Genomic DNA, 22790 nt, shown 5'->3' with positions numbered 1-22790 from the left:
GGTGCCGGTGTCGGCGGCACCGGCACCGGCCCGACCCCATGCCGGTACGAACGGACGGGGCTGGCAGGCGGGGCCGGTCGGCGTCCCGGCCCCGCCTCCCCCGCGTCTACCCGGCTGGACCAGCGGCGAAGACCATGCCACCGGTCCAGCCCACCTCCCCCGCATCTACCCGGCCGAACCAGCGGCGAAGACCATGCCACCGGTCCAGCCGGAGTCGGTCTTCAGTTGTGGCGTGTCAGGCGGCGACCGGTGCGAGGACGGCCTCCACCTCCGCCCAGGACGAGCCCAACGCCGCCGAGCGGACCACGGCGTCGAGCACCAACTGGACCTGCAACGCGTCGGCGAACGAGGGAACCGGGTCCACACCGGTGGCGACCGCCTCCAGGAAGTCACGCATCTGGTGGGTGAACGAGTGCTCGTAGCCGATGATGTGCCCGGGTGGCCACCACGCCGACAGGTACGGATGGTCGGCCTCGGTGACCAGGATCCGGGTGAACCCCTGCTCGGCGGTGGGTTCCGTGGCGTCGTAGAACTCCAGTTCGTTGAGGCGTTCCAGGTCGAAGACCAGGGAACCGAGCGACCCGTTGATCTCGACCCGGAGGGCGTTCTTCCGACCGGTCGCGAAGCGGCTGGCCTCGTACGTGGCCAGCGCTCCACCGTCGAGTCGGGCCACGAAGACGGCGGCGTCGTCCACCGTCACCGGCCCGGTGCGGACCCCGACTGCGGTCCCGTCGCCCCCGCTGGCGGCGGTCAGACCGGTCGACTCGACCGGCAGCGGACGTTCCTTGACGAAGGTCTCGGTGATGGCGCTGACGCCGGTGATCCGCTGCCCGGTCACGTACTGGGTCAGGTCGATGATGTGTGCGCCGATGTCACCCAGCGCACCGGAACCCGCCCGGTCCTTCTGTAGTCGCCAGACCAGCGGATACTGCGGGTCGACGATCCAGTCCTGTAGGTAGGCCGCCCGTACGTGCCGGACCGTGCCGAGCCGACCGGAGGCGACCAGGTCGCGCATCATGGTGACCGCGGGCACCCGACGGTAGTTGAACCCGCACATGGAACGTACCCCGGCCGCCTGCGCCGTGGCCGCCGCCGCGGCCATCGCCCGCGCCTCCTGCACCGAGTTGGCCAGCGGCTTCTCGCACAGCACGTGCTTGCCCGCCGCCAGTGCCGCGACCGCGATCTCGGCATGGCTGTCCCCGGGGGTGCAGACGTCGATCACGTCGATGTCGTCCCGGGCGACAAGGTCACGCCAGTCGGTGGTGTGCCCCTCCCAGCCGAGCCGGGTGGCGGCGTCAGCCACCTTCGAGGAGTCCCGGCCGCAGATCATGGCCATCCGGGCCCGCGCCGGCAGGTCGTACACCCGGTTCACGGTCCGCCACGCCTGCGAGTGCGCGGCACCCATGAAGGCGTAGCCGACCAGCCCGATCCGCAACTCTGTTTCTACAGTGGACAAGGTGGGTCTCCCCCCGTACGTCAGAACCCGAGCTTGACGTAGGCGCTCGCGTTCTCCTTGGTGATCGTTTCCGAGGCGAGGGTGATCTCCTTCGGCACCTGGAGTTCCACCAGGTCGGACATGCCCTTGCCCTGACCGATCAGGCGGGCCAGGGAGATCGCCGAGGAGGCCATCGAGGGACTGTAGGTGACGGTCGCCTTCAGTACGGTGTTGTCGGCCTGGATCGCCTCGATCGCGGCCCTGGAGCCGGCACCGCCGACCATGATGAACTCGGAGCGGTTGGCCTGTTTGATGGCGGCCAGCACGCCGACGCCCTGGTCGTCGTCGTGGTTCCACAGCGCGTCCATCTTGGGCAGTGCCTGGAGCAACTGGGCCGCCTCGGCCTGGCCGGTGTCCACGGTGAACCGGGCGGCCCGCCGGTTGGCCACCTTGAGCCCGTGCGTGGCCAGCGCCGACCGGAAACCCGCCGACCGCTCCTGGGTCAGTTCCAACTCGTCCATGCCGGCGATCTCCCCGATGATCGGGTTGGTCACGCCCTTGGCCTTCAGCTGCGCGGCGATGAAGTTGCCGGCGGAGACACCCATGCCGTAGTTGTCGCCCTTGATCTGGGTGCGGTAGGCCAGCGCGTCCGGGAACGCCCGGTCCAGGTTGACCACCGGGACACCGGCCTGCATCGCCTCCAGACCGAACGCGTTCAGCTCCTTGCCGTCGTGCGGCAGCAGGACGATCACGTCCGGTTTCTGGGACAGCAGGGTGGCCAGCGCGGCCCGCTGGGCGGCGGCGTCCGGTCCGGCTTCGACCGACTTCAGCTCCACGTCCGGGTACGCCGCGGCCTGCGCCTTTGCGTTGTTGGTGATGGCGGCGACCCACCCGTGTCCGGCCGGGGCGGAGAAGCCGATGGTGACCTTCTTGCCCGGGGCGGCGTTGCCACCGGTGTCGGCGGCCTTGGTCTGTGTCGTGGTGGGCGCTGCCTCGTTGCTGGTGCAGGCGGTGAGCAGGGTGCCGGCACCGATCGCGGCACCGCCGAGCAGCAGCCGTCGGCGCGACAGGTCGCGACTGTGCTGGGTCATGACGACCTCCTGGTTCCTGAGCTTCGTGGGGGTACGAGGGCGTACGGGGCCCGGCGAGTGCCCGGCACGGGCCTCACCAGGGTCGATCGCGATACGTCAGGTCGTGGTAGTGATCTTGCTGTTCCGGGCGAAGAACCGGGTGACCGACTTGAAACGGAACTGCTGGACCAGGACGGCGACCACGATGATGCCGCCCTTGACCATGTTCTGTGCCTCTGCCGAAAGGTCGTTGATGGCGAACAGGTTGGTGATCGTCGCAAAGATGATCACGCCGAGCAGGGAGCCGATGATGGTGCCCCGACCGCCGCTGAGCAGCGTCCCGCCGATGATGGCGGCGGCGATCGCGTCGAGTTCGTAGAGGTTCGCCATGGCCGCCTGCGCGGAGTTCGCCTGTGCGGTCAGCATGATCGCGGCGATGCCGCCGCACAGCCCGGACAGCGCGTACAGCAGCATGGTGTGCAGTCTTACGTTGATCCCGGCCAGCCGGGCGGCCTCCGGGTTGCCGCCGACCGCGACCGTACGGCGGCCGAACGTGGTGCGGTTGAGCAGCACCCAGCCGGCGGCGACCACCACGGCGAGGATGTAGACCAGCAGCGGAATCCCCAGCAGTTTGGCACTGGCGATGTTGTTGATGGTGGTGTTGGCCGACACCTGGGTCTGCTTGTTGGAGATCTCGGCGGCCAGTCCCCGGGCGGCGACCAGCATCGCCAGTGTCGCGATGAACGGCACCAGCCGGCCGTACGAGATCAGCAGTCCGTTGACCAGCCCGACCCCGACGCCGACGGTGATCGCGGTGAAGATCATGCCGCCGGCACCGAAACTCTGGGTGGCCAACGTGGTGGACCAGACACCGGCCAGCGCGACGATCGCCCCGACCGACAGGTCGATGCCGCCACCGATGATCACGAAGGTCATGCCGACGGTGACCACGCCGACCACGGAGGCCAGCTTGAGGATGGAGAAGATGTTGTCCCCCACCCACTGGGAACTGCTGTAGAGATCCGGGCGGGTGACGACCCCGATCGCGATCAGCACGACCAGGACCCCGAGCAGGCCGAGGTTGCGCCGGACCGTCTCGCTGCCGTCCCCACGCCAGAAGGACGTACGGGGCTCGGGGCTGGACTTGGCTGTCTTCATCACGGCGGTCGCGGTGCTGTCGGTCATGCTGCCACTCCTTCCATCAACGAACCCGCCATCACCAGATCGAGCACGGTGTCCTCGTCGAGTTCGCCGGCCGGCGCCTCGCGCACGATCCGACCCTCCCGCATCACGAGCACCCGGTCAGCGAGGCCGAGCACCTCCGGCACCTCGCTGGAGACCAGCAGCACCCCGACCCCACGCGCGGCCAACGCCCGGATCACCTGGTACAGCTCCGCCCGTGCGCCGACGTCCACGCCCCGGGTCGGCTCGTCGAGCAGCAGGAGCCGGGTGTCGCCGAGCAGCCACCGACCGACGACTACCTTCTGCTGGTTGCCACCGGAGAGCGTGCGCACCGGACGGCGTACGTCACGGGGACGTAGTTCCAGCGTCTCGGCGATCCGGTCGGCTTCGGCCCGTTCCCGTCCGGCGTCGGTGAAGCCGAGCCGGGCGTATCGGCCGAACGTGGCCAGGGTGACGTTGCGGTAGATCGGCTCGCCGAGCAGCAGCGCCTGGCTCTTGCGCTCCTCGGGGGCCATCCCGATCCCGGCCTTCACCGCCGCGTGTACGCTGCCCGGCCGCAACGTCCGACCGGACATCCGTACCGTTCCGGTCTGTGCCCGGCGGGCACCGTAGATGGTCTCCAGCAGCTCGGAGCGGCCGGAGCCGACCAGGCCGGCGATTCCGACGATCTCCCCGCTGCGTACGGTCAGCGACACGTCGGCGAACTCGCCCGCCCGGCCCAGTCCGGTCACCTGGAGCAGGTCCCGGTGCTGTGGTTGCCCGGTGGGGCGGTCCGGGAAGACGTACTCGATGCTGCGGCCGGTCATCCGGCTGACCAGGTCGCGGGTCGGGGTGTCCCGGGCGGAGAGGTTGGCCGCGGTGGTCCGGCCGTCCTTCAGTACGGTGACCCGGTCGCCGATCTCACGGATCTCCTCAAGCCGGTGCGAGATGTAGATGACGGCGATCCCCTGCGTGGTCAGCTCCCGGATGATCCGGAACAGGTTGCCGACCTCGTCGTGGGCCAGCACCGCGCTGGGCTCGTCCATGATGATCAGTCGCGCCCGGTGGGAGAGCGCCCGGGCCATGCTGACGATCTGCTTGCCGGCGGCGGGCAGTGCCCGTACCAGCCGCCGGGGCGGGATCTCGGCGTGCCCGAGCCGGCCGAGGATCTCCCTGGTCCGCCGGGCGGTGTGTCCCCGACGGATGAAGCCGAGCCGGCGGGGCTCGTGACCGAGGAAGGCGTTCTCCGCGACCGACAGGTCGTCGACCAGGTCGAGTTCCTGGTAGATGGTGGCGATACCGGCCTTCATCGCGGCCTGCGGATTGGCGAAGCTGACCGGCTGGCCGAGCCACTCCACCTGACCGGAGTCGGGGCGGTGTACGCCGGAGAGCACCTTGATGAGGGTGGACTTGCCCGCGCCGTTCTGCCCGAGCAGGCAGTGCACCTCGCCGGCGCGTACCTCCAACTCCACCCCGTCGAGGGCCCGTACGCCGGGGAAGGTCTTGACCACGTCGGTGAGCCGCAGGACCACCTCGCTCACGTCGCCTCCCCCTCGTTCACGTCGCCTCCCCGAAGGCCACGTCACTGGCGAGTACGGCCGCGCCGGCGACGCCGGCACGTGGGCCGAGTTCGGAGAGCACGACCGGCAGGTTTCCGGTGGCCAACGGCAGCGAACGCCGGTAGACCACGCTGCGGATCTCGGCCAGCAGGATGTGTCCGAGTTGGGCGAGCCCACCACCGATCACGATCATCGACGGATTGGCGAAGCTGACCAGCCCGGCAAGGACCCCACCGAGTCGACGGCCGCCGTCGCGGATGAGCTGGATGCAGACGACGTCGCCCTCGACGGCTCCCTCGGCGACGTCGAGCGCGGTGACCGCGCCCCTGGTGGCCAGCCGTTCCGCCAACGCCGGTGAGGTGCCGTTACGGGCGGCGACCGTCGCGTCCTTGGCCAGTGCGGTGCCGCTGAACAGCGCCTCCAGGCAGCCGATGTTGCCGCAGGAGCACATCGGGCCGTGCGCGTCGACCTGGATGTGGCCGATGTCCCCGGCGCAGCCGTCGATGCCCCGGTAGACCTCGCCGCTCAGGTGGATCCCGCAGCCGATCCCGGTGCCCACCTTGACGAACAGGAAGTCGTCGACCGAGTGGGCCACGCCGCCGTGTCGCTCACCGATCGCCATGATGTTGACGTCGTTGTCGACCACCGCCGGGCAGCCGTGTTCCCGGGTGAGCAGCTCGCGCACCGGGAACCGGTCCCAGCCGGGCATGATGGGCGGCGAGACCGGGACACCGTCGCGGAAGCTCACCGGGCCGGGTACGCCGACCCCGACCGCGTCCAGCCGTTCGTACGCCCCGTCGGCCTTCGCCTTGTGCAGCAACTCGTTGACCCGTTGCAGGATCGCCTTCGGACCGGACCGGATGTCGGCGGCCTCGGCGTAGGCCGCGACCGGTTCGAGCCGACCGTTGACCACCTCGACGTCGACCGAACTGGCCCCGAGGTCGACGGCGGCGAAGCGCAGACCGGGGTTGAGTTCCACCAGGGTGGAGCGTCGCCCGCCCCGGGAGGCCGCCATTCCGGCTTCGGCGACGTAGCCCAGGTCCACCAGTCGGGACACTTCGGCCAGCAGGCGTGGTCGGGGGATCTCCAGCCGGTCGGCCAGTTCGGCGCGGGACACCGCACCGTTGTCACGCAGCAGTCGCAGTAGCCGGAGATGCAATGGTTCCGCGACGCGCACTGTGCCTCACCTCCGCTGTGGAGCCTGGCGTCCACGCGGCGTAGCGCCGGCACGACACCAGGGTGTTGTGTCCGACACAGTAGGAGTGCGCTACGTCACCTGTCTAGAGGTTCCGCCAATCTGACGCAAACTTTTGTCTAGAAAGACAAAAGCTATTAGTTGATCTAGAAAAGTTGGCGACCCGTCGATACGCATCAGGGTCGCGTTCCGGATGGAACGCGACCCTGATGCAACTACCCGAGGAGGTCAGCCGCCGATGAACTTCGCGAAAGCCGCCTCGAGCGCGCCGTCGTCCGGGTTCGCGTACGACTTGAGCGTGGTCTTGTTGTAGGTCATGAAGCTCGGGCACCGGTTCGCCGGAGCGTTGATGGTGCCGCCGTCGGCGACCTTCTCGCCGGTCTGCGCGGCGTGGAAGGTGAGCGTGTACCGCGACGACATGTAGTCGACCGTCACCGCCGTACCGTCACTGGACTTGAGGTTGCACTTCGTGCCCGGGGCCTCGCTGCCCTCGACGTAGGTCAGGCAGGCGACCACGCTCACCGTGGTGTAGTCGGCCGACTTCGCGTAGTACGGCTCGCGCGAGCTGATCGTCTCGCTGCTCCAGTAGGTCGGCCGGGCCGGGTCGTTCGAGAACGCGTACATCTTGGCGCCGGAGGGGCCGCTGTAGGCAGCCGCGTTCAGGATCGAACCGCCCGAGCAGACCTCCTTGAAGTCACTGGAGTACCGGGCGGTGACGCCGTTGTTCTGGTTGTTGTTCCCGCCGCCCGACTGGCTGGGGCTGGGCGCGGCACCCGACGGATCCACACCCGCGCTACTGGTCGGCGACGGCTTCGGGTCCTTCTCGTCGTCGTCGCTGTTGACGACCATCGCGATGCCGACCCCGCAGGCAACCAGCACCAGCAGCACCACGACACCGATGACCAGGCCGATGATCAGACCCTTGTTGGACTTCTTCGGGGGCTGCACCGGGGAGCCGTACGGGGCCTGGCCCGGCGCACCGTACGGCGGCTGAGCCTCGGTGCCGTACTGCGGCTGACCAGGGGCGGCGTACTGCGGCTGCCCTTCGGTGCCGTACTGCGGCGGCTGGTAGGCCTGCTGGGCCGGGTCGGGGTAGGCAGCCGGCTGCCCGGGCGGCGGCGGGGCGCCCCACTGCGGCTGTTGCGGCTGGTTCGGATCGGGCTGATTCGAGTACGGCGAGTAGGGGTCGCTCATCAGTGTTCCTATTTCTCCTGGCCAGGGGTGTGCAGAAACCATCAAGACCTTAACTACCGAACGCAAGCCCGCCACCAGGGGCCGGGAAGATCACAGGCCGGAGCAGACACTCGACGTTCCGCACCACCCATCCGCGACACGTCCGCGAAGTGCGGAAACACATCCCCCGAAACGGGGACAGCCAAGATGACGACTGTCACCACAAGACAAAGACGTCCACCTTAACCATGGTTCAGTTACCGTGAGTGACGCACTCGTCGACCGTCGATGGTTTGCGACGAACCGACCACGCCAGGTCGGGACCGCCCCGGGCCCGCTCATCGGATGTGACCAGGCTCCGCCCGAGCGGCTCACCGGCGGGCCCGACGGCTCACCGGCAGTCCTGACGGCTCACCGGTAGAGCAGCCGGCCCATCCGCCGGGCCGCGACCATCAGCCCCAGGCCGGTTGCGGCGACGAGATAGAGCACATCGACCAGTTGCAACCAGCCGGTGCCGCTGGCGCTGATGCCCCGGAGCAGGTCGACCGCACGGTACAGGGGCGTCACCTCCACCAGCCAACGCAACAGCGCCGGATAGGCCTCGGCCGGCACGAAGGTGCCGGAGAAGAGGAACAGGGTGAACTGGATCGATCCCATCAGGTCGAAGTCCTGCCAGCTGCGCATGTACGTCGACAGCGCCATACCCAACGCCCCGAAGGCGAAGCCCACCAGCACGGCGGCCGGAAAGGCGGCCAGCGCCCGGGCCGGAGTGGTCAGGTCCATCGCCACCATGACACCGAGGAAGGCCGCCGAGTAGAGCGTGCCCCGCAGCATCGCCCAGGCCAACTCACCGAGGGCGATCTCGAACGGCTGCACGGGGGTGTTCAGGATGCCGTCGTACAGCTTCATGTACTTCAACTTCCCGAAGAAGTTGAACGTCGTCTCCGACAACGCGCCGGTCATCGCCGAGGAGGCCAGCATGGCCGGTGCGACGAAGGCCGCGTACGTCACCACCTCGCCCGTCGGCAGGGTGATGTCGCCGATCAGCGCCCCCACCCCGACGCCGATGGAGAACAGATAGAGCAGTGGCTCGAAGAAGCCGGAGATGAGCACCAGCCAGTACGCGGAGCGCAACGCTGCGATGTTCCGTTCGGTGACCGAGGCCGAGCGTCGGGGCGCACCCTCGAAACTGATCAGTCTGGGCAGGACGACACTGACCACGGCTCTCCTGTTTCCTCTCTCCCGCGCTGACCCGATCCAGACTCGACTCGAATCAGACCCGACTCGAACCGCGCTCACCCGACCCGGGTTCGGCTCTGCTCAGCTGGCCAACCGGCGGTGGAACCTCCGCCATGCCAGCAGCCAACCGGCGACCGCCCAGGCCGCCAGGTAGAGCAGATGACCGACGACCGACCACTGTGGTGCGACACCCAACGAGGCGGCTCGACACAGATCCACGCCGTGCCACAGTGGCGACACGTACGCCAGCCAACGCAGCACCACCGGCAGCGACTCGACCGGGAAGAAGACCCCGGCGAACAGCGTCATCGGGATGACCGCGATCCGGAACAACAACGCAAGGTAGCTGTCGCTGGAGATCGCCGAACTGTAGGCGAAGACCGGGGCGGCGACGGCCAGGCCGAGCAACAAGACCAGCGGTACGACGGCCAGCGCCCAGGGGGAACGTAGCGCCCCGAAGGCCGCCGCCACGCACAGGAAGATCACGCTGCTGGCCAGTACCCGGAAGAGCACGAAGGCCAGGTGACCGTTGAGGATGTCGGCCACCCGCAACGGTGCCGCCGCCTGCGCGAAGTAGACCTTGATCCACTCGAAGTTGGCCAGCACCGGCCAGGTCGACTCACCGATGGCCACCTGCAACGCCGTCGAGGCGATCAGGCCGGGGACGATGTAGTCGAGGTAGGACACTCCCGCCACCCCACCGTCGATGTACGCCCCGACACCCAGCCCGAAGCCGAGCATGGTGAGCAGTGGCAGCGCGAACGCCGAGAAGACGCTGCCCCGCCAGGTCCGCCGGTAGTTGACGAGGTAGTACTCGAAGACGGCGCGGGTGGCCAGCCAGCCGGTCGGGGATACGGCAGGCGGGCGCTCGGCAATCTTCACCGGCGTACTGTACGGCGATCCGTCAGGAAGGGCCCCTTGTTATCGCTTTCTGTATAGCAAGGCGCCCTTCCTGACCCTTGAAGCCCGAACGGATGGGAAGTCCAGAGCGGCAGCGAGGAGCAACAAAGCGGTTGACCTATGGAATAGTTGACTCGTCAAATATGTTGTGCCGGTGGTTCAGAGGGTCGGATGCCCCTCGTTCCCTAGTGAGGAGCAGGTCATGCAGTTCGGCATCTTTACTGTTGGTGACGTCACCCCTGATCCGACCAACGGCCGTACGCCGACCGAGCATGATCGGATCAAGGCGATGGTCGCCATCGCGCTCAAGGCGGAGGAGGTCGGCCTCGACGTCTTCGCCACCGGCGAGCACCACAACCCGCCGTTCGTGCCGTCGTCACCGACCACCATGCTCGGCTTCATCGCGGCGAAGACGAAGAAACTGCTGCTCTCGACCGCCACGACTCTGATCACCACGAACGACCCGGTGAAGATCGCCGAGGACTACGCGATGTTGCAACACCTGGCCGACGGCCGGGTCGACCTGATGCTCGGGCGGGGCAACACCGGACCGGTCTATCCGTGGTTCGGGCAGGACATCCGCAACGGCATCCCGCTGGCGATCGAGAACTACGACCTGCTGCGCCGGTTGTGGCGGGAGGACGTCGTCGACTGGAAGGGCAAGTTCCGTACGCCGTTGCAGTCGTTCACCTCGACCCCGCAGCCGCTGGACGGCATCCCGCCGTTCGTGTGGCACGGCTCGATCCGCAGCCCGGAGATCGCCGAGCAGGCCGCGTACTACGGCGACGGGTACTTCGCCAACCACATCTTCTGGCCCAAGGAGCACACCCAGCGCATGGTCGGGCTCTACCGGCAGCGGTTCGCGCACTACGGCCACGGCTCGGAGGACCAGGCCATCGTCGGCCTCGGCGGCCAGGTGTTCATGCGCCGCAACTCCCAGGACGCCGTACGGGAGTTCCGGCCGTACTTCGACAACGCCCCGGTGTACGGGCACGGCCCGTCCCTGGAGGAGTTCACCGAACAGACCCCGCTGACCGTGGGCAGCCCGCAGCAGGTGATCGACCGGACCCTGACGTTCCGCGAATACGTCGGCGACTACCAGCGGCAACTGTTCCTGATGGACCACGCCGGACTGCCGCTGAAGACCGTACTCGAGCAGCTGGATCTCCTCGGCGAAGAGGTCATGCCGGTGCTGCGCCGGGAATTTGCGGCGAAGCGGCCGGCCCACGTCCCGGAGGCACCGACGCACGCCTCCATGAAGGCGGCCCGGGACGCAGCGGGCGTGACCGACTCCCCGGCGGGGGCTGCGCGATGAAGCAGCGCACCCTGGCCGTGGTCTCGGCCGGCCTCAGCCAGCCGTCGTCGACGCGCCTGCTGGCCGACCAGTTGACCGCAGCGACCCGTGACGGGTTGGACAAGCTGGGCGTACGGCTCGACATCGAGGTGATCGAGCTACGCGACCACGCCCATGACGTGGTCAACCACACCCTGACCGGCTTCCCGTCGGCCTCGCTGAAGCGGGCGATCGACGCGGTGGCCGGCGCAGCCGGACTGATCGCCGTCACGCCGATCTTCAACGCGTCGTACAGCGGTCTGTTCAAGTCGTTCTTCGACGTCCTGCCGGACCGTGCCCTGACCGGCCGACCGGTACTGCTCGGCGCAACCGGCGGAACCGCCCGGCACTCGTTGGCCCTCGAACATGCGGTACGTCCGATGTTCACCTATCTCCGGTCGGTGGTCGTGCCGACGTCGGTGTTCGCCGCCACCGACGACTGGGCAGCTGACAGCGCCGAGGGCGAACTTCGCGGTCGGATCAACCGGGCGGGCCGGGAGCTCGCCGAGGAGATGGAACGACGGGAGCCGGTTGCGCCCGCCGACCCGTTCGCGCTGTCGGCGACCTTCGAAGAGTTGCTGTCCAACGAGTAGGTTCCGACGCTCGGGGGTGCGGCGGGGGCGTGGAGGCTACGCCCCCGCCGCACCGTGCAGCCGGCCGACGTGTGTTTGCGGGAAGTCGTCGGTTGTGCGGCTGCTCGGCGGCCTGCCGTTCGGGTGGATGGCGGGCCGTGCCGGGGTCAGGTTCGGGGTTGGGCTGCTCGGCGCATGGGGACGATGGCGTGTTGGCCCGGCAGGTCGATGGGTTGGCCGGGCTGGTAGCCGTGGCGGCTGAGTAGTTCCCGGTCTCGGTCGCCGAAGGCGAAGGTGTGGGCGGGACTTTCGTGCGCGTCGAGCCGGGCATTGTGATGGGTGAGTAGCCGCTCGGTGGTTTCGTCGTCGGTCTGGTCTGTGGTGGCGAGGAAGGCCAGTTGTTGGCAGGGCAGGTCTGGTGGCTCGGCGGTCAGGGTTGCTCCGAGGTGGGTGAACCGGTCGGTGTGTTCACGGCAGGCGGCGGTGAGGCGTTGCTGGTAGGCGGTCGGGGCGGGAACGTGCCCGTAGCGGTGGAACCAGACCGCGGCCCCGGTGATGCCGCTGTTGGCGTCGACGGCGATGTCGATCTCGCCGTAGAACAGGGCGTGTTCGACCCAGATCCGGGCCACGTCGGTCAGGACGACCGGCCGCTGCCGGGCGTCGGGCACGAGCCAGGCGGCGATCGGAAGGTCGTGGCTGGTCGCGGCGATGAGTTTGGCGACGATCGTGGCCTCGACGTAGCGGGCGCGTCGGATGGTCCGCTGCCGGTTCACGCCCGCCCGCCGTCTGTGCAGGTGGTGGGGGTGCGGGTCATGGGCCACCAGTGTGGGCCGAGTTCCGGCAGTTGGATCGGGTCGCTGGCCTGGTAGCCGTGGGCCTCGTACAGTTTCCGGTTCTCCGGGTTGACGGCCTCGACGTAGGTGACCACACCGGCGTCGTCGAAGATCGTGTGGCAGTGGTCAAGCAGCTTGCCGCCCTGCGTCTCCTGACCAGGTGCGACCGCAAGGTAGGTGAGGTGCTGGTGCGGCACCGGCAGATGATGCGCGGCGAAACTGTCCTCCAGGGTGAAGAACCGGTCCGCCCACCCGTCACAGACCCCCATCAACCGGACCGGATAACTCGGCGGCGGACAGGCACGACCAGCCGCATGTGGAAGCCAACACGCCACAGCCGACAGATCAGCGGTGACGTACACCGTCCCGAACTGCACCGCACGCTCGACCTGAAGACCCAGATACCCGTACAACACGGCACGCCGCTCCCGCTCCCAGCCGACCAACCAGGCAGCGACCGGCCCGTCCAGAAACGCATCCGTGAGCAGACCATTGACCCGCTCAGCGTCGTCCATCGTGGCAGTACGGAACTCGACCATGGATGTAGAAGCAGACATCAGAAGCGGTGTCCTCCGAGTGACCAAGAAACAACGGGCAGCAGGCAATGCGGTACGGCGCAGGGCAACGGATGGCAGTCCGCTGATCGGCGGGAAGCCAGTTGCAGCACCCCTTCCAAGAGGAGACGTAATACGTCTTACGTCAGAGTAAGAGCTGTTCAGCAGACATGCAAGACGTAATACGTCTCACGTTGCGCCCGTCTCAACTGAGTCGCAGGAAGCCGGTGACCGGTACGCTGCCGGAGATACGTCCCACGAACACGGGAAGCGGCAGACGCAATGATCGAGACGCCCAGATCGCAGTACGTGCAGATCGGCGACCTTCTTCGCAGCCGGATCAAGGATGGCACCTATCCGGCGGGCTCCCTGCTGCCCAGCGAAGACCAGCTTGCGAAGGAGTTGGGCGTCTCTCGCGTCACCGTGAACAAAGCCATCGGACTACTTCGGTCCTCTGGCGACGTGAAGGTCCGTCGCGGAACCGGAACGGTCGTTCGCTCCCTGCCACGCATCCACCGCGATGCCCAGGCTCGCTACGCTGCACGACAGGAAGGCACCGGCGCTGGCGAGGTCGAGGCGTCGAAGCTCAACCTCAACTCACGCACCGAGTACCGGCACATCGGCAAGACCAGCACTCCACCCGCCGTCGCCGAAGCCCTCGGCCTACGCAAAGGCGAGCCGTCACTACTACGCAGCCGCGTGCTCTACGCGAACGACGAGCCCACACAGGTAGCAGACTCCTACCTTCCCTGGTCGATCACCAAAGGTTGCGCAGCCCTGATGGAGCCCAACGCGGGGACAGGTGGTTCCTACGGTCGCCTGGCTGAGCTTGGCCACGGACCGGTCCGCTTCACCGAGGATGTCACGGTCAGGATGCCGAACAACGATGAGCAGCGCATCCTTGAACTGGACGCTGCACAGCCCGTCTTCGAGATCTGGCACGTCGCGTACACCGCCGAGGACCGGCCCATCGAGGTCTGCATCCATGTCATGCCTGGCCACCTGTGGACCCTTCGATACGGGTGGGACGATCAACCAGCTCCCAAGGAACGCAATGCAAGTCCAGATCGCCAGTGAGCCCGCGCCGGAACGCCCAGCCAATGAGGACGCCGCTCTACACGTCGGCTCCCTGGTCGGTGTTTTTGACGGCGTCACGGCACCAGAAGGCATCGACTGCGGCTGCATCCATAGCCCTGCTTGGTACGTCCAACGGCTGACCCGACGCCTCGCCGAGGTTGCCGAAGAGTGCCCGAACACAGAACTCCCCGACATGCTGGCCCAAGCAATCGAGCGGGTACGCGGCGATCACGGAAATCGTTGCGATCTTGACAACCCGGCCACACCGGCCGCCACCGTCTGCCTGATTCGGGCTAACGCCGGGCAGATGGACTATCTACTACTCGCCGACTGCACCCTCGTCGTTGACCAGGGCGGTAACGCCGTAACTGCCCTGACCGATGAACGCTTCGCAACAGCTGTAGCCGGACTCAGACGGGAAGCACTTGCCACCCATGGGATCGAGCAACTAGCCGGTCGATCCGTACGCGGTAAGTACGAACTCACGAACCAACCGCACGGTTACTGGATCGCTGCTGCCAATCCGGAAGCCGCCCATCGAGCCGTCACTGGCACCCTTGACCTGCTCGGACCTGCTCGAATCCGCCGAGCCGCCCTCCTCACCGACGGTGTTTCATGCATAGTCGAGAAATACAGCCTAATGGAATGGTGGCAGTTACTGGACGCACTGACCGAGAAAGGACCCCACGAGCTGATTCGATACCTCCGCCAAGTCGAAACCAGCGATCCTGTGGGAGCCAAACACCCTCGGTACAAGCGTCACGACGATGCCACCGCCGCACTTTGCGTCTTTGAGGAGCACTCGTGAGTCAACCCCGTCATTCCGTCAGCGTGGCCGCCGTCATCCCAGATGAACACGGACGGGTACTCGTCATCCAGCGTCGGGACAACGGCGCCTGGCAGATACCGGGCGGGATCTTGGAACTGGACGAGTCGATCGAAGACGGGGTCTGCCGTGAGGTCCAGGAAGAAACCGGGGTCACGGTCGAGCCCGTCCGGCTCACCGGTGTCTACAAGAACATGAAGATGGGCGTTGTTGCCCTGGTCTTCCGCGCCCAACTCGTCACCGGCACACCGCACCCGACGGAAGAGTCGGCCGCCGTCGACTGGTGGACCACCGACCGTGTCACTGCCGAAATGAACGAAACCTTCGCGGCTCGCATCCTTGACGCCCTACGGGACGACCCGACGCCGGCCATCCGGCACCACGACGGCGTACGTCTCCTGGAAGGTGACAAATTCGCGGGTTGATCGGGACCCGGCCGGATCAGTCCACCAGCATGCGACCGGTAGAGCGGCAACATTTCCGCACACCGACCCGGTCGATAAGGATGCTCGCTAGTCAACGACCGTTTGCCGTCCACTTCTAGCCGACGAGCGTGCGCATCTTATTGTGTCGGCCATGATCGAGACCGCTGCCCGAACAACCCGCAATCGACGCGGCACCGCTGCATTCGTACTTGCGTGCATCAGCCTGGTGCTGTCGCTGATCACGTGCGGTGGGGTCGCACTGACAGCCAGCACCAACGAAATCGATTTGTTCCCGATGTGGTCCAGTCCGCAGGTCGCCAGCGCTGCTGAGGTGGAAGCCGTCGCTCACGTGACCCTGCCTCCCGGCACCGTGCTGCTGGGCGCCGCTTACAGCAACGGCCTGGACACCCTGCTTTCGGCGAAGTTTCGCATGCCCAATACTGCGCTCGACGCCTTCATCGCTGCGGCGAAGTTCACGGCGGCTCCCGTACCTGGGCTTCGGGCAGTCGACGCGAACCACAACGTCGGCGGCGGCAACCTGTGGGACCCCGAAACCGCCAAGACCGTCTCCGGCATCAAAGAGGAACAACCGACCGCCGACGGCACGTACCGATCGGTCCTGTTCAACCTCGACGCACCCGACATGGTCATCGTGTACCTGCACGCCAGCCGCGGCTGAACCGCGCGGAACTCCTCTTCTGTAGCGTGCGCCGGTTGTTCGGTTCTCGTTGCGTCGGCACCCGGCGAGCGAAGGTAACTCGAAGTAAGCACTCGCTTGGCGACGGTCGAAGAGTTCATCGCTTTGCGACTCCCCGAGAACATGTCCACGCTACGGCAACTACGGGTGGTCTACACCAATGAGGAGCGACCGATCGAGATAGCCGTAATCATCAAGGCAGGCCATCAGTACGCTCCTGCGGGCGGCCCGGGTTGTGCTCGACATCGGCCTGCACCTGCGACTGCCGATGCCGTTCGGGGACGGAGCATTGTGGACGACGGGGGCTGCGCTGGAGCTGCTGCGGGACCGCTGTCGCCAGGGGCCGTACGCGTCCGCCGATCTCGCGCGTTACCTGGGTCGGCCAGGGCAGGCGCTGGCCTACAAGGTGGGTGAGCGTGTGTGGCTGGCAGGCCGATCGTCCTTTCCTCCCGGCGACCGGCGCGCATTCCATCGCCAGGCGCTGGAGCTGGGTGCGCTGGGCTTGGATCAGTTGACAGCCACCCTCCAGAACGACCGCCCACCACCGGCATCCGCTTCTGCCGCAGTGAGCAGCGGTAGCCTGCTGCACGGCGTTACCGCTTCTGAGCTCGGTGCTTCCGGAGCAGCGCCGTGATCTTGGCATAGTCACGGGCACCGTTCAGCTCATTGAGCAACTCGTCTGGGCAGAGCTCATAGAGGTCGCCCCACCACCGGCGCGCCCGGTTGTCCCAGATCCGGTAGCCGCCGTCAACGCCCCTCGCTACGTACCTTCGCCTCGCCATCGGCGGCAACATAGCAATGTCGTCAGCCGACTGCATACGGTTTTGCGGCTGCCAGTTCGGCATGCTCTTCTGCTGCCGATCGCGCCGCGCGCCGGCCTTGATAGGCAAGTCACGACTTGCCTATCATCGGGGGGTGGGCGACACCGACGAAGCCGAGCAGGACACCGTCAGGGAGGGGGACGTGTTCAAAGCCCTGGCTGACCCGACCCGTCGGAAGATCCTCGACGAACTGGCGGAACGCGACGGCCAGACGCTGTTCGAGATCTGCTCCCGGCTGACCATGAAGCACCAGCTCGGTTCGTCCCGGCAGGCGATCTCCCAGCATCTGGAGGTGCTGATCGGGGCGGGCCTGGTCACCAGCCACCGCGAGGGCCGTTACAAGTTCCACTACATCGACACCAGCCCGCTGGAGCGCCTCACCGATCGATGGCGCAACCGCGAAACGAAGGAGAATTGATGCGCATCAACGTCACCAGCGTCATGGTCCACAACCAGGACGAGGCACTGCGGTTCTACACCGAGGTACTCGGCTTCGTGAAGAAGACGGAGATTCCGCTCGGCGAGGCACGCTGGCTCACGGTCGTCTCCCCCGACGATCAGAACGGCTGCGAGTTGGTACTCGAACCGGACGGACACCCCGCAGCCAAGCCGTTCAAGGAGGCACTGGTCAACGACGGCATCCCGTACACCTCCTTCGCCGTCGAGGACGTCCAGGCCGAATTCGAACGACTGCGCGGCCTGGGCGTGCGGTTCACCCAGGAGCCGCTACAGATGGGTACGGTCACCACGGCGATCTTCGACGACACCTGCGGCAACCTGATCCAGATCGCACAGGCCGCCTGACCAGCCAACTCATCGGCGCAGATCGTCAGCGACGGGACTGGGAACACACCACCGAAGCAGGGTTAATCGGTCAGCCCTGCTGGTCCCTGACGAGGGTCAGCAGGGCGGTGTGCGTTTGCTCGTCGGCGGCTACGACAAGGCCGCCCGCACCGGTGTGCAGAGGCTGACCGTCGATTCCGGTGACCACACAGCCGGCCGCCTGGCAGAGCGCGATGCCGGCCGCGAAATGGACGCTGTCCTGGAGGTGGCCATCGGTTAGGTACGCGGCCCGCCGGCCGGCGGCGACCCAGGCCACCGCCAGGGTGGTGGAAACGACACGCGGGCGGAACCGCTCGATGAACCCTTGGTCGGCAAGTAGCCGGGTGGCCCGGAAAACTCGCTCGTTGGGGAACGGCGGATCGAGGTTGACGTCCACCAGGCTCGACTCTGCCGACGGGGTGAGTCGCGTGTCCACGCCGCCATGACGCACGTACGCGCCAGCACCGTCGGTCCAGAACACCTCATCGGCGAACGGGTCCGCCGAGGCTGCCGCCACAACCTGCGTTCCGGTTCGCAGAGCCACGTTGACCGCAACCAGCATGTTGCGTACGGCGTAGTTCAGCGTCCCGCACAACGGGTCGACCAGCCACTCGCGTCCGTTCCCGCCGGTTCCCGTACGCCCGCTTTCCTCTCCCATCACGACGTCGTCCGGCCTGGCGGCGCGCAGGACATCGAGAATGGCCTGCTCGGATTCGATGTCGGCCGTCGTGGCGAAGTCCCCTCCGGACTTGTCGAACCGAGTCAGTGCCGTCCCGTAGTGGGAGCGCACGACAGCAGCCCCGGCTTCGGCCGCTTCGATAACCAGATCCCGATCACTGATCGACATGGCACACACGATAACCGCCGAGCAGGTATCCAAGACGGCGAGATCCGAGGCGGGCCATCACCTTGCCCGCGCCAGCTTGTGCAGGCGGCAGTCGTCCCAGGGCTCGGTAGTCTCGGCTCGTGCAGATACAGCTCGGTCGAGGCGATGACTCAACAGGAGTCATCCGAACCGAACCCGTACCGGTGGTCAGGATGACAATCGCAACCATGGTTGAGGCTGGCGACTGGGCGGTGGAGCTTCCGCGTCCTCTGTACCTGCACGTTGGCGAGCATGTATGGATCGAGGGCGCGGCGGTTTTCGTCCGGCAGCCGGATGGAGACGTCGTCCGTCACGAGGGAGACGGACTCTGGCTCTGCCGGTAGCACCCAGGTTTCGCGTACGGAGCTATCGATCAGGACGCTACGCAAACTGCGCTACTGCCCGACCCGGCCGTCGATGCATTCGCGTAACAGATCGGCGTGCCCGCAGTGTCGGGCGTACTCCTCGATGCGGTGGACCCAGAGCTCGCGGACGGCGATGCCGTCCTTCCCCACCCGCTCCCCCAGATCCGGGTGCTCGGCCAATGCTTCATCGGTGGCAGCCTGCTCGCGAGCGAGATCGGCGTATGCGCTGTCGACCACCGCCTGCTCAGCGACGGCTCCCGCGAAGTCGGCATCCCTCGCTCCGTACAGCTTCGGCGCTGGGCCGTCCGGCCGGATCCAGTTACGCCAGTCCCGTTCCACCTCGGCCAGGTGGCGGAGCAGTCCGAGTAACGACATGGTCGACGGAGGTACCGACCGACGAGCCATCTGCTCCGGGTCCAATCCCTCACACTTCATCTTCAGGGTCAGTCGATAGTTCGCCAGAAAGTCGTGCAGCGTCGCCAGCTCACCGTCCGGGCTGACTCCGTCACTGTTCCGGGGATCCTCGTCGGGGTCCGCCCACATGTCGGGGTAGACACTGGCCTGGCTCCACCGCTCGGGTAGTACGTCACTCATTGTGCTCACGATGCTGAGCAGTGGCCCCACATGCAAGCGAGTATTCAGGCGATGACCAGCCGAGGCTCCCGGCACTGGCCGTCGTTCCGGGACACGCTTCAATGAACTGGCCAACTCTTCTGCCGTCGCCTCGCCGGGTGACACGGCAGTTCAGGACTGGTGCGGCTGGGCTGGCTCAGGTTCGTGGGAGGCGGTCGCATACGCCTCCAGCCGTCGAAACTCGGGCGATGTAGCTGTCCGTAACGTCACCGCGAGCACCAGAACGCAAACCGTTGCTCCACCCCAGAAGACCGCTCTCACGCTGATCAGCTCTGCGGTGAGGCCGGCGACCAGGGCTCCCAGCGGCATCGATCCCCAGCTGGTCAGGCGGCTGACCCCGCTGTAGCGCCCCATCATCTCGTCGGGCACGACCAGCGCGCGCAGGGAGCTGTATACGACGTTCCAGGCGCCGGTGCCGGCACCACCCAGGAAGGCCGTGACCGCGATCAGCCAGGGGGACGAGAAGATCGCTGGCGCTGCCAGCAGCACGACGAAACAAGCCATCGACGTGGCAAGGACGACGTGCCGTCCCAGCCTGCGGGTGAGCGCGGGCGCGGTGGAGGCTCCCACGACGCCGCCCACTCCCAGGGCACCCATCAGCAGTCCGTACTCCGACCGACTCAGGTCCATCGGTCCGGGCGCGACCGCATAGACGACGATGACCGCCATCCAGGCCGTCCAGCATCCACTCGCCGCGCCGGCCACCAACAGCAGGGTCCGCAGAACGCGCTCCCGCCACACGTACTGAACGCCCTCCCAAATGTCAGTACGGAGTCCGGGCTTGCTCGTCGCCGGTCTGGGGTGACGGTTGCTGCGGTAGTGGCCAGTCATGATCGCCAGGGCGAGCAGCGCGCCCGCGTAGCCCACACCGCCGACCCCGAGCGCGACGGCCAGTCCGATGGCGGCCAGCAGACCACCCAGGGGCGGCCCGATGAACTCGTTGGCCACCGTCTCGGTCGCCGTCAGCTTCGCGAACGCGGATTCCATACGACTGCGGGGCACGACCATCGGCACGACCGACATCCGAGTCGTGTCGGCGAACACCTCGGCGGTGCCGAGGAGCAGCGCCCCTGCGTACAGGCCGGCCAGCGGCAGCATGTCCGCAAGGATGCCCCCCGCAAGCATGGCGAGGACCAGGGCGCGCGCGGCGACCATCGTCATGATCAGGTGCCGGCGGTCAACTCTGTCGGCGAGTACGCCAGCTGGCAGCGAGAACAACAGCCAGGGCAGGGTGTTGGCCAGGGTGATACCGGCGATCAGTGCAGGGGAATCCGTCACCGAGACAGCCACCAGGGGCAGGGTCAGCTTGACGATGCCGTCTGCCAGATTGGTGGCTGCGGCCCCGGCCCACAAAGCCGTGAAGTTCCGCGCGCCCACGGGCGTTCGGGCGCTTGGCTGGGTGTCGCTCTGCATGGCCAGAAGCTTGTGGCATCCTGCGGTGCCACCCCAAAGTTTCGACTGGAGGCGAAACGTGGCTGTGCTCCTGGTCGACGCCGAAGTGATGGCGCAGGCGCGCTTCGGCACTTCACAGCTCACTGAGACGTTGGGGGCGCTCAATATCCTGCGCCGGGGTCAGCCACTTCCGTGGCACCGGGTCTGGCGGGACCAGCATGTCGATGCCTTCCACGGATATCTCGACGGTGACCCGGTAACTGCGGCCATCGTGGCGCACGCGATCTCGTCCTCCTGGATGGCCGACTACCTGACGGTGCCGCCTGCCCGTCCGAACATGACGCTGGACGATGAACTCGCGGTGCTGGAGTCGCTGCCGGACGAGCGGATCCGCGAGGATCTGGCCCGCGTACGTTCCCCGCTGGCCCCGGAACTACTCCGCCGTACGGGGTTAGCGAGCCGGACGGCCGCTCTGTTGCGCTGGGTCTGGCACTACACGATCGAGGCGGACTGGCCGCGCCGACAATCGGTGCTGCGTGCCGATGTGGTGTCCCGGATCTCCCGCCTGGGCAGGGACGGATGGTCCGGGGTCATCAACGCCATGCGGCCGGGCATGCGCTGGCTCGGCGACGGCCGGTTGCAGGTCCAGGAGCAACCCTATCCACCGTGCGACGTACGAGGCGGAAAGCTGATGTTCTTCGCGGCTCACTGCCGGGGAGGCTGGGTCTCCTGGAGGCTGCCCGACCGCTTCGGGATTGTCTATCCGGTGACAGGGATCTTCACCGAGGCGGCTATCAGCACACCGGATCCGCTACGCCGCCTGCTCGGGAACGCGCGAAGCAGGATTCTGGTGCATTCGGCCGAGCCGGTCAGCACCGTGGCGCTGGTCGCTGTGACCGGGCTGCCGCTCGGTACGGTCGGTGGTCACCTGCGTGTGCTGAGAGAGGCCGGTCTGCTCCAGAAGCGCCGGTCGGGCCGGGAAGTTCTCTACTGGTGGACGAATACGGCCCGGGCACTCGTGGCCAGCGCCTCATCCTGCTGACGGGCCAAGCGGATCCGGCACGGTCAGACATCGCCCCGGATCTGGGCATCGATGGTGTGGTCGGGGTGAGCGCGGGTAATGCGGAGCACCTCGGAATCCAGGGGGCGCAGCTCTGGCGGATTCCGAAAGCCCGTCGACGAGCCAGGACGGCCAGCCTCGTCCCGGCTCGTACGACCGTTACAACCAACCTACGCTGCGGCTCCGCAGTACCCACCAGTCAGACACGCCCGGAAGGTTAGGTTCCTGAGACCGCTGTAATCACCACTGAAGTTGCCCCCGTTCTGGGCAGTGCGGAGGGGGGTCCAATCCCTGCCGTACCACTTGGCCTGGAGAATTACCCACCTGTCATCGATGGCATGGTCGTAGAACGTTCCCCAGAAGCTTCCGTAGTAATTGACTCCGTCCGAGCTGAGATACCAAGTCCAGCAAACATAGATCGACCCTGCACGGTTACTGGTCCACACTGTGGCGCACTTCGATCCGTTCAGCGAGATGTCTCCGCTAGCGTTGCCATCGAGGCCAGAGGCTGCAGCCGACGAGGGAACATTGGCGCGCTCACCCGCTTGGATCGTTAGGTTGCTCGGCTGCTCCTTGATCGTTGTCCAGCCCTTTGTGTCGTGCGCCTGAACAGGCACGGAGAGGCCGAACACCACGACGAGCGCCGCGAAGGCGGCCAGTAGCCCACCCCGCATTATCCTCTGCATCTAGTGCCTCGTCTTTGAACGTTGATCGTGTAATCCGTCGGTTCTGAGGATCCGTAAGGCAGGCTGTCTCCCAGCGCTTGAGGCTGTGGGAGGTGGT

25 protein-coding genes are annotated in these 22790 nt (G+C 66.8%); 10 read left to right on the top strand and 15 right to left on the bottom strand.

The features are described 5' to 3' along the window. Positions 1-235: 235 nt before the first annotated feature. The 8 genes from ACFQ4H_RS03155 to ACFQ4H_RS03120 all read right to left on the bottom strand — a co-directional run bounded on the left by ACFQ4H_RS03155 (position 236) and on the right by ACFQ4H_RS03120 (position 9714). Positions 236-1456, bottom strand: a complete 1221-nt coding sequence (locus ACFQ4H_RS03155) for a Gfo/Idh/MocA family protein (RefSeq protein WP_377566721.1) — start codon at positions 1454-1456, stop codon at positions 236-238. A gap of 20 nt (positions 1457-1476) precedes the next feature. After that, on the bottom strand, positions 1477-2526 hold the full coding sequence (locus ACFQ4H_RS03150; protein ID WP_377566719.1) for a substrate-binding domain-containing protein: 1050 nt from the start codon (positions 2524-2526) through the stop codon (positions 1477-1479). Positions 2527-2622: 96 nt separating this feature from the next. Beyond that, a complete protein-coding gene (locus ACFQ4H_RS03145) occupies positions 2623-3663 on the bottom strand; it encodes an ABC transporter permease (protein ID WP_377567037.1) in 1041 nt (346 codons plus the stop codon). A gap of 23 nt (positions 3664-3686) precedes the next feature. Further along, complete coding sequence (locus tag ACFQ4H_RS03140) at positions 3687-5198, bottom strand: sugar ABC transporter ATP-binding protein (protein ID WP_377567035.1); 1512 nt, start codon at positions 5196-5198, stop codon at positions 3687-3689. A gap of 25 nt (positions 5199-5223) precedes the next feature. Continuing rightward, on the bottom strand, positions 5224-6402 hold the full coding sequence (locus ACFQ4H_RS03135) for an ROK family protein (protein ID WP_377566717.1): 1179 nt from the start codon (positions 6400-6402) through the stop codon (positions 5224-5226). A 246-nt stretch (positions 6403-6648) separates the two neighbouring features. Further along, positions 6649-7614, bottom strand: coding sequence for a hypothetical protein (locus tag ACFQ4H_RS03130; protein WP_377566715.1), 966 nt, complete (start codon positions 7612-7614; stop codon positions 6649-6651). A gap of 390 nt (positions 7615-8004) precedes the next feature. Beyond that, entirely contained in the window at positions 8005-8814 is an 810-nt protein-coding gene (locus ACFQ4H_RS03125) for an ABC transporter permease (protein ID WP_377566713.1), read from the bottom strand. Between the two features lie 99 nt (positions 8815-8913). Beyond that, complete coding sequence (locus tag ACFQ4H_RS03120; RefSeq protein WP_377566710.1) at positions 8914-9714, bottom strand: ABC transporter permease; 801 nt, start codon at positions 9712-9714, stop codon at positions 8914-8916. A gap of 220 nt (positions 9715-9934) precedes the next feature. Here ACFQ4H_RS03120 and ACFQ4H_RS03115 point away from each other — a divergent pair, with 220 nt between their 5' ends. Both ACFQ4H_RS03115 and ACFQ4H_RS03110 read left to right on the top strand, forming a co-directional pair. After that, complete coding sequence (locus ACFQ4H_RS03115) at positions 9935-11047, top strand: LLM class flavin-dependent oxidoreductase (protein ID WP_377566708.1); 1113 nt, start codon at positions 9935-9937, stop codon at positions 11045-11047. After that, positions 11044-11658 (top strand): FMN reductase, encoded by a 615-nt coding sequence (locus ACFQ4H_RS03110; protein WP_377566706.1) that lies wholly within the window; start codon positions 11044-11046, stop codon positions 11656-11658. The genes ACFQ4H_RS03115 and ACFQ4H_RS03110 overlap by 4 nt, the downstream gene beginning before the upstream one ends. Positions 11659-11804: 146 nt before the next feature. On the opposite strand, the gene ACFQ4H_RS03105 is transcribed toward ACFQ4H_RS03110, so the two are convergent. Continuing rightward, the gene (locus ACFQ4H_RS03105) at positions 11805-12410 is read right to left on the bottom strand and encodes an N-acetyltransferase (RefSeq protein WP_377566704.1); all 606 of its coding nucleotides are present in this window, start codon (positions 12408-12410) and stop codon (positions 11805-11807) included. Continuing rightward, entirely contained in the window at positions 12407-13027 is a 621-nt protein-coding gene (locus ACFQ4H_RS03100) for an N-acetyltransferase (protein WP_377566702.1), read from the bottom strand. Before ACFQ4H_RS03100 ends, ACFQ4H_RS03105 begins: the two co-directional genes overlap by 4 nt. Before the next feature lie 279 nt (positions 13028-13306). Between ACFQ4H_RS03100 and ACFQ4H_RS03095 the strand changes: the two genes are divergently transcribed. From ACFQ4H_RS03095 to ACFQ4H_RS03075, 5 genes are all read left to right on the top strand, one after another. Next, entirely contained in the window at positions 13307-14101 is a 795-nt protein-coding gene (locus ACFQ4H_RS03095) for a GntR family transcriptional regulator (protein WP_377566700.1), read from the top strand. Beyond that, entirely contained in the window at positions 14079-14909 is an 831-nt protein-coding gene (locus ACFQ4H_RS03090; RefSeq protein WP_377566698.1) for a hypothetical protein, read from the top strand. Before ACFQ4H_RS03095 ends, ACFQ4H_RS03090 begins: the two co-directional genes overlap by 23 nt. Then, positions 14906-15352: an NUDIX hydrolase gene (locus ACFQ4H_RS03085; RefSeq protein ID WP_377566696.1), complete on the top strand. Its 447-nt coding sequence runs from the start codon at positions 14906-14908 to the stop codon at positions 15350-15352. The genes ACFQ4H_RS03090 and ACFQ4H_RS03085 overlap by 4 nt, the downstream gene beginning before the upstream one ends. 151 nt (positions 15353-15503) lie before the next feature. Then, the gene (locus ACFQ4H_RS03080) at positions 15504-16031 is read left to right on the top strand and encodes a hypothetical protein (RefSeq protein WP_377566694.1); all 528 of its coding nucleotides are present in this window, start codon (positions 15504-15506) and stop codon (positions 16029-16031) included. A 223-nt stretch (positions 16032-16254) separates the two neighbouring features. Next, positions 16255-16683, top strand: coding sequence for a DUF885 family protein (locus tag ACFQ4H_RS03075; protein ID WP_377567033.1), 429 nt, complete (start codon positions 16255-16257; stop codon positions 16681-16683). Here ACFQ4H_RS03075 and ACFQ4H_RS03070 read toward each other — a convergent pair. Next, positions 16643-16831 carry a hypothetical protein gene (locus tag ACFQ4H_RS03070; RefSeq protein ID WP_377566692.1) on the bottom strand — a complete coding sequence of 63 codons (189 nt, stop codon included), beginning with the start codon at positions 16829-16831 and terminating at the stop codon, positions 16643-16645. The two genes, ACFQ4H_RS03075 and ACFQ4H_RS03070, sit on opposite strands and share 41 nt — an antisense overlap. Positions 16832-16964: 133 nt before the next feature. Between ACFQ4H_RS03070 and ACFQ4H_RS03065 the strand changes: the two genes are divergently transcribed. After that, a complete protein-coding gene (locus tag ACFQ4H_RS03065) occupies positions 16965-17288 on the top strand; it encodes an ArsR/SmtB family transcription factor (protein WP_377566690.1) in 324 nt (107 codons plus the stop codon). After that, entirely contained in the window at positions 17288-17674 is a 387-nt protein-coding gene (locus ACFQ4H_RS03060) for a VOC family protein (RefSeq protein WP_377566688.1), read from the top strand. The genes ACFQ4H_RS03065 and ACFQ4H_RS03060 overlap by 1 nt, the downstream gene beginning before the upstream one ends. Before the next feature lie 70 nt (positions 17675-17744). On the opposite strand, the gene ACFQ4H_RS03055 is transcribed toward ACFQ4H_RS03060, so the two are convergent. From ACFQ4H_RS03055 to ACFQ4H_RS03045, 3 genes are all read right to left on the bottom strand, one after another. Next, positions 17745-18539 (bottom strand): inositol monophosphatase family protein, encoded by a 795-nt coding sequence (locus ACFQ4H_RS03055; protein ID WP_377566686.1) that lies wholly within the window; start codon positions 18537-18539, stop codon positions 17745-17747. 413 nt (positions 18540-18952) lie between these two features. Further along, positions 18953-19516: a DinB family protein gene (locus tag ACFQ4H_RS03050; RefSeq protein WP_377566684.1), complete on the bottom strand. Its 564-nt coding sequence runs from the start codon at positions 19514-19516 to the stop codon at positions 18953-18955. Between the two features lie 150 nt (positions 19517-19666). Further along, complete coding sequence (locus ACFQ4H_RS03045; RefSeq protein WP_377566682.1) at positions 19667-20968, bottom strand: MFS transporter; 1302 nt, start codon at positions 20966-20968, stop codon at positions 19667-19669. Between the two features lie 58 nt (positions 20969-21026). Here ACFQ4H_RS03045 and ACFQ4H_RS03040 point away from each other — a divergent pair, with 58 nt between their 5' ends. Beyond that, positions 21027-21989, top strand: a complete 963-nt coding sequence (locus tag ACFQ4H_RS03040) for an ArsR/SmtB family transcription factor (RefSeq protein WP_377566680.1) — start codon at positions 21027-21029, stop codon at positions 21987-21989. A 188-nt stretch (positions 21990-22177) separates the two neighbouring features. Here ACFQ4H_RS03040 and ACFQ4H_RS03035 read toward each other — a convergent pair whose 3' ends face one another. Continuing rightward, positions 22178-22693, bottom strand: a complete 516-nt coding sequence (locus ACFQ4H_RS03035) for a hypothetical protein (RefSeq protein ID WP_377566678.1) — start codon at positions 22691-22693, stop codon at positions 22178-22180. Positions 22694-22790 lie beyond the last annotated feature (97 nt).

Source organism: Micromonospora sonneratiae (assembly GCF_042679305.1).
GTDB classification, from domain to species: domain Bacteria; phylum Actinomycetota; class Actinomycetes; order Mycobacteriales; family Micromonosporaceae; genus Micromonospora_H; species Micromonospora_H sonneratiae.
Note: the sequence above shows the minus strand (reverse complement) of the source record. Positions and strands in the feature narration are given on the sequence as shown.

Excerpts from the sequence above, each read along its gene's own strand:
- ACFQ4H_RS03130 (WP_377566715.1), bottom strand. The coding sequence starts at position 7,614 with ATGAGCGACCCCTACTCGCCGTACTCGAATCAGCCCGATCCGAACCAG.
- ACFQ4H_RS03110 (WP_377566706.1), top strand. The coding sequence starts at position 11,044 with ATGAAGCAGCGCACCCTGGCCGTGGTCTCGGCCGGCCTCAGCCAGCCG.
- ACFQ4H_RS03045 (WP_377566682.1), bottom strand. The coding sequence starts at position 20,968 with ATGCAGAGCGACACCCAGCCAAGCGCCCGAACGCCCGTGGGCGCGCGG.
- ACFQ4H_RS03050 (WP_377566684.1), bottom strand. The coding sequence starts at position 19,516 with ATGAGTGACGTACTACCCGAGCGGTGGAGCCAGGCCAGTGTCTACCCC.
- ACFQ4H_RS03150 (WP_377566719.1), bottom strand. The coding sequence starts at position 2,526 with ATGACCCAGCACAGTCGCGACCTGTCGCGCCGACGGCTGCTGCTCGGC.
- ACFQ4H_RS03145 (WP_377567037.1), bottom strand. The coding sequence starts at position 3,663 with ATGAAGACAGCCAAGTCCAGCCCCGAGCCCCGTACGTCCTTCTGGCGT.
- ACFQ4H_RS03095 (WP_377566700.1), top strand. The coding sequence starts at position 13,307 with ATGATCGAGACGCCCAGATCGCAGTACGTGCAGATCGGCGACCTTCTT.
- ACFQ4H_RS03055 (WP_377566686.1), bottom strand. The coding sequence starts at position 18,539 with ATGTCGATCAGTGATCGGGATCTGGTTATCGAAGCGGCCGAAGCCGGG.
- ACFQ4H_RS03080 (WP_377566694.1), top strand. The coding sequence starts at position 15,504 with ATGATCGAGACCGCTGCCCGAACAACCCGCAATCGACGCGGCACCGCT.
- ACFQ4H_RS03090 (WP_377566698.1), top strand. The coding sequence starts at position 14,079 with ATGCAAGTCCAGATCGCCAGTGAGCCCGCGCCGGAACGCCCAGCCAAT.
- ACFQ4H_RS03060 (WP_377566688.1), top strand. The coding sequence starts at position 17,288 with ATGCGCATCAACGTCACCAGCGTCATGGTCCACAACCAGGACGAGGCA.
- ACFQ4H_RS03115 (WP_377566708.1), top strand. The coding sequence starts at position 9,935 with ATGCAGTTCGGCATCTTTACTGTTGGTGACGTCACCCCTGATCCGACC.
- ACFQ4H_RS03070 (WP_377566692.1), bottom strand. The coding sequence starts at position 16,831 with ATGGCGAGGCGAAGGTACGTAGCGAGGGGCGTTGACGGCGGCTACCGG.
- ACFQ4H_RS03035 (WP_377566678.1), bottom strand. The coding sequence starts at position 22,693 with ATGCAGAGGATAATGCGGGGTGGGCTACTGGCCGCCTTCGCGGCGCTC.
- ACFQ4H_RS03100 (WP_377566702.1), bottom strand. The coding sequence starts at position 13,027 with ATGTCTGCTTCTACATCCATGGTCGAGTTCCGTACTGCCACGATGGAC.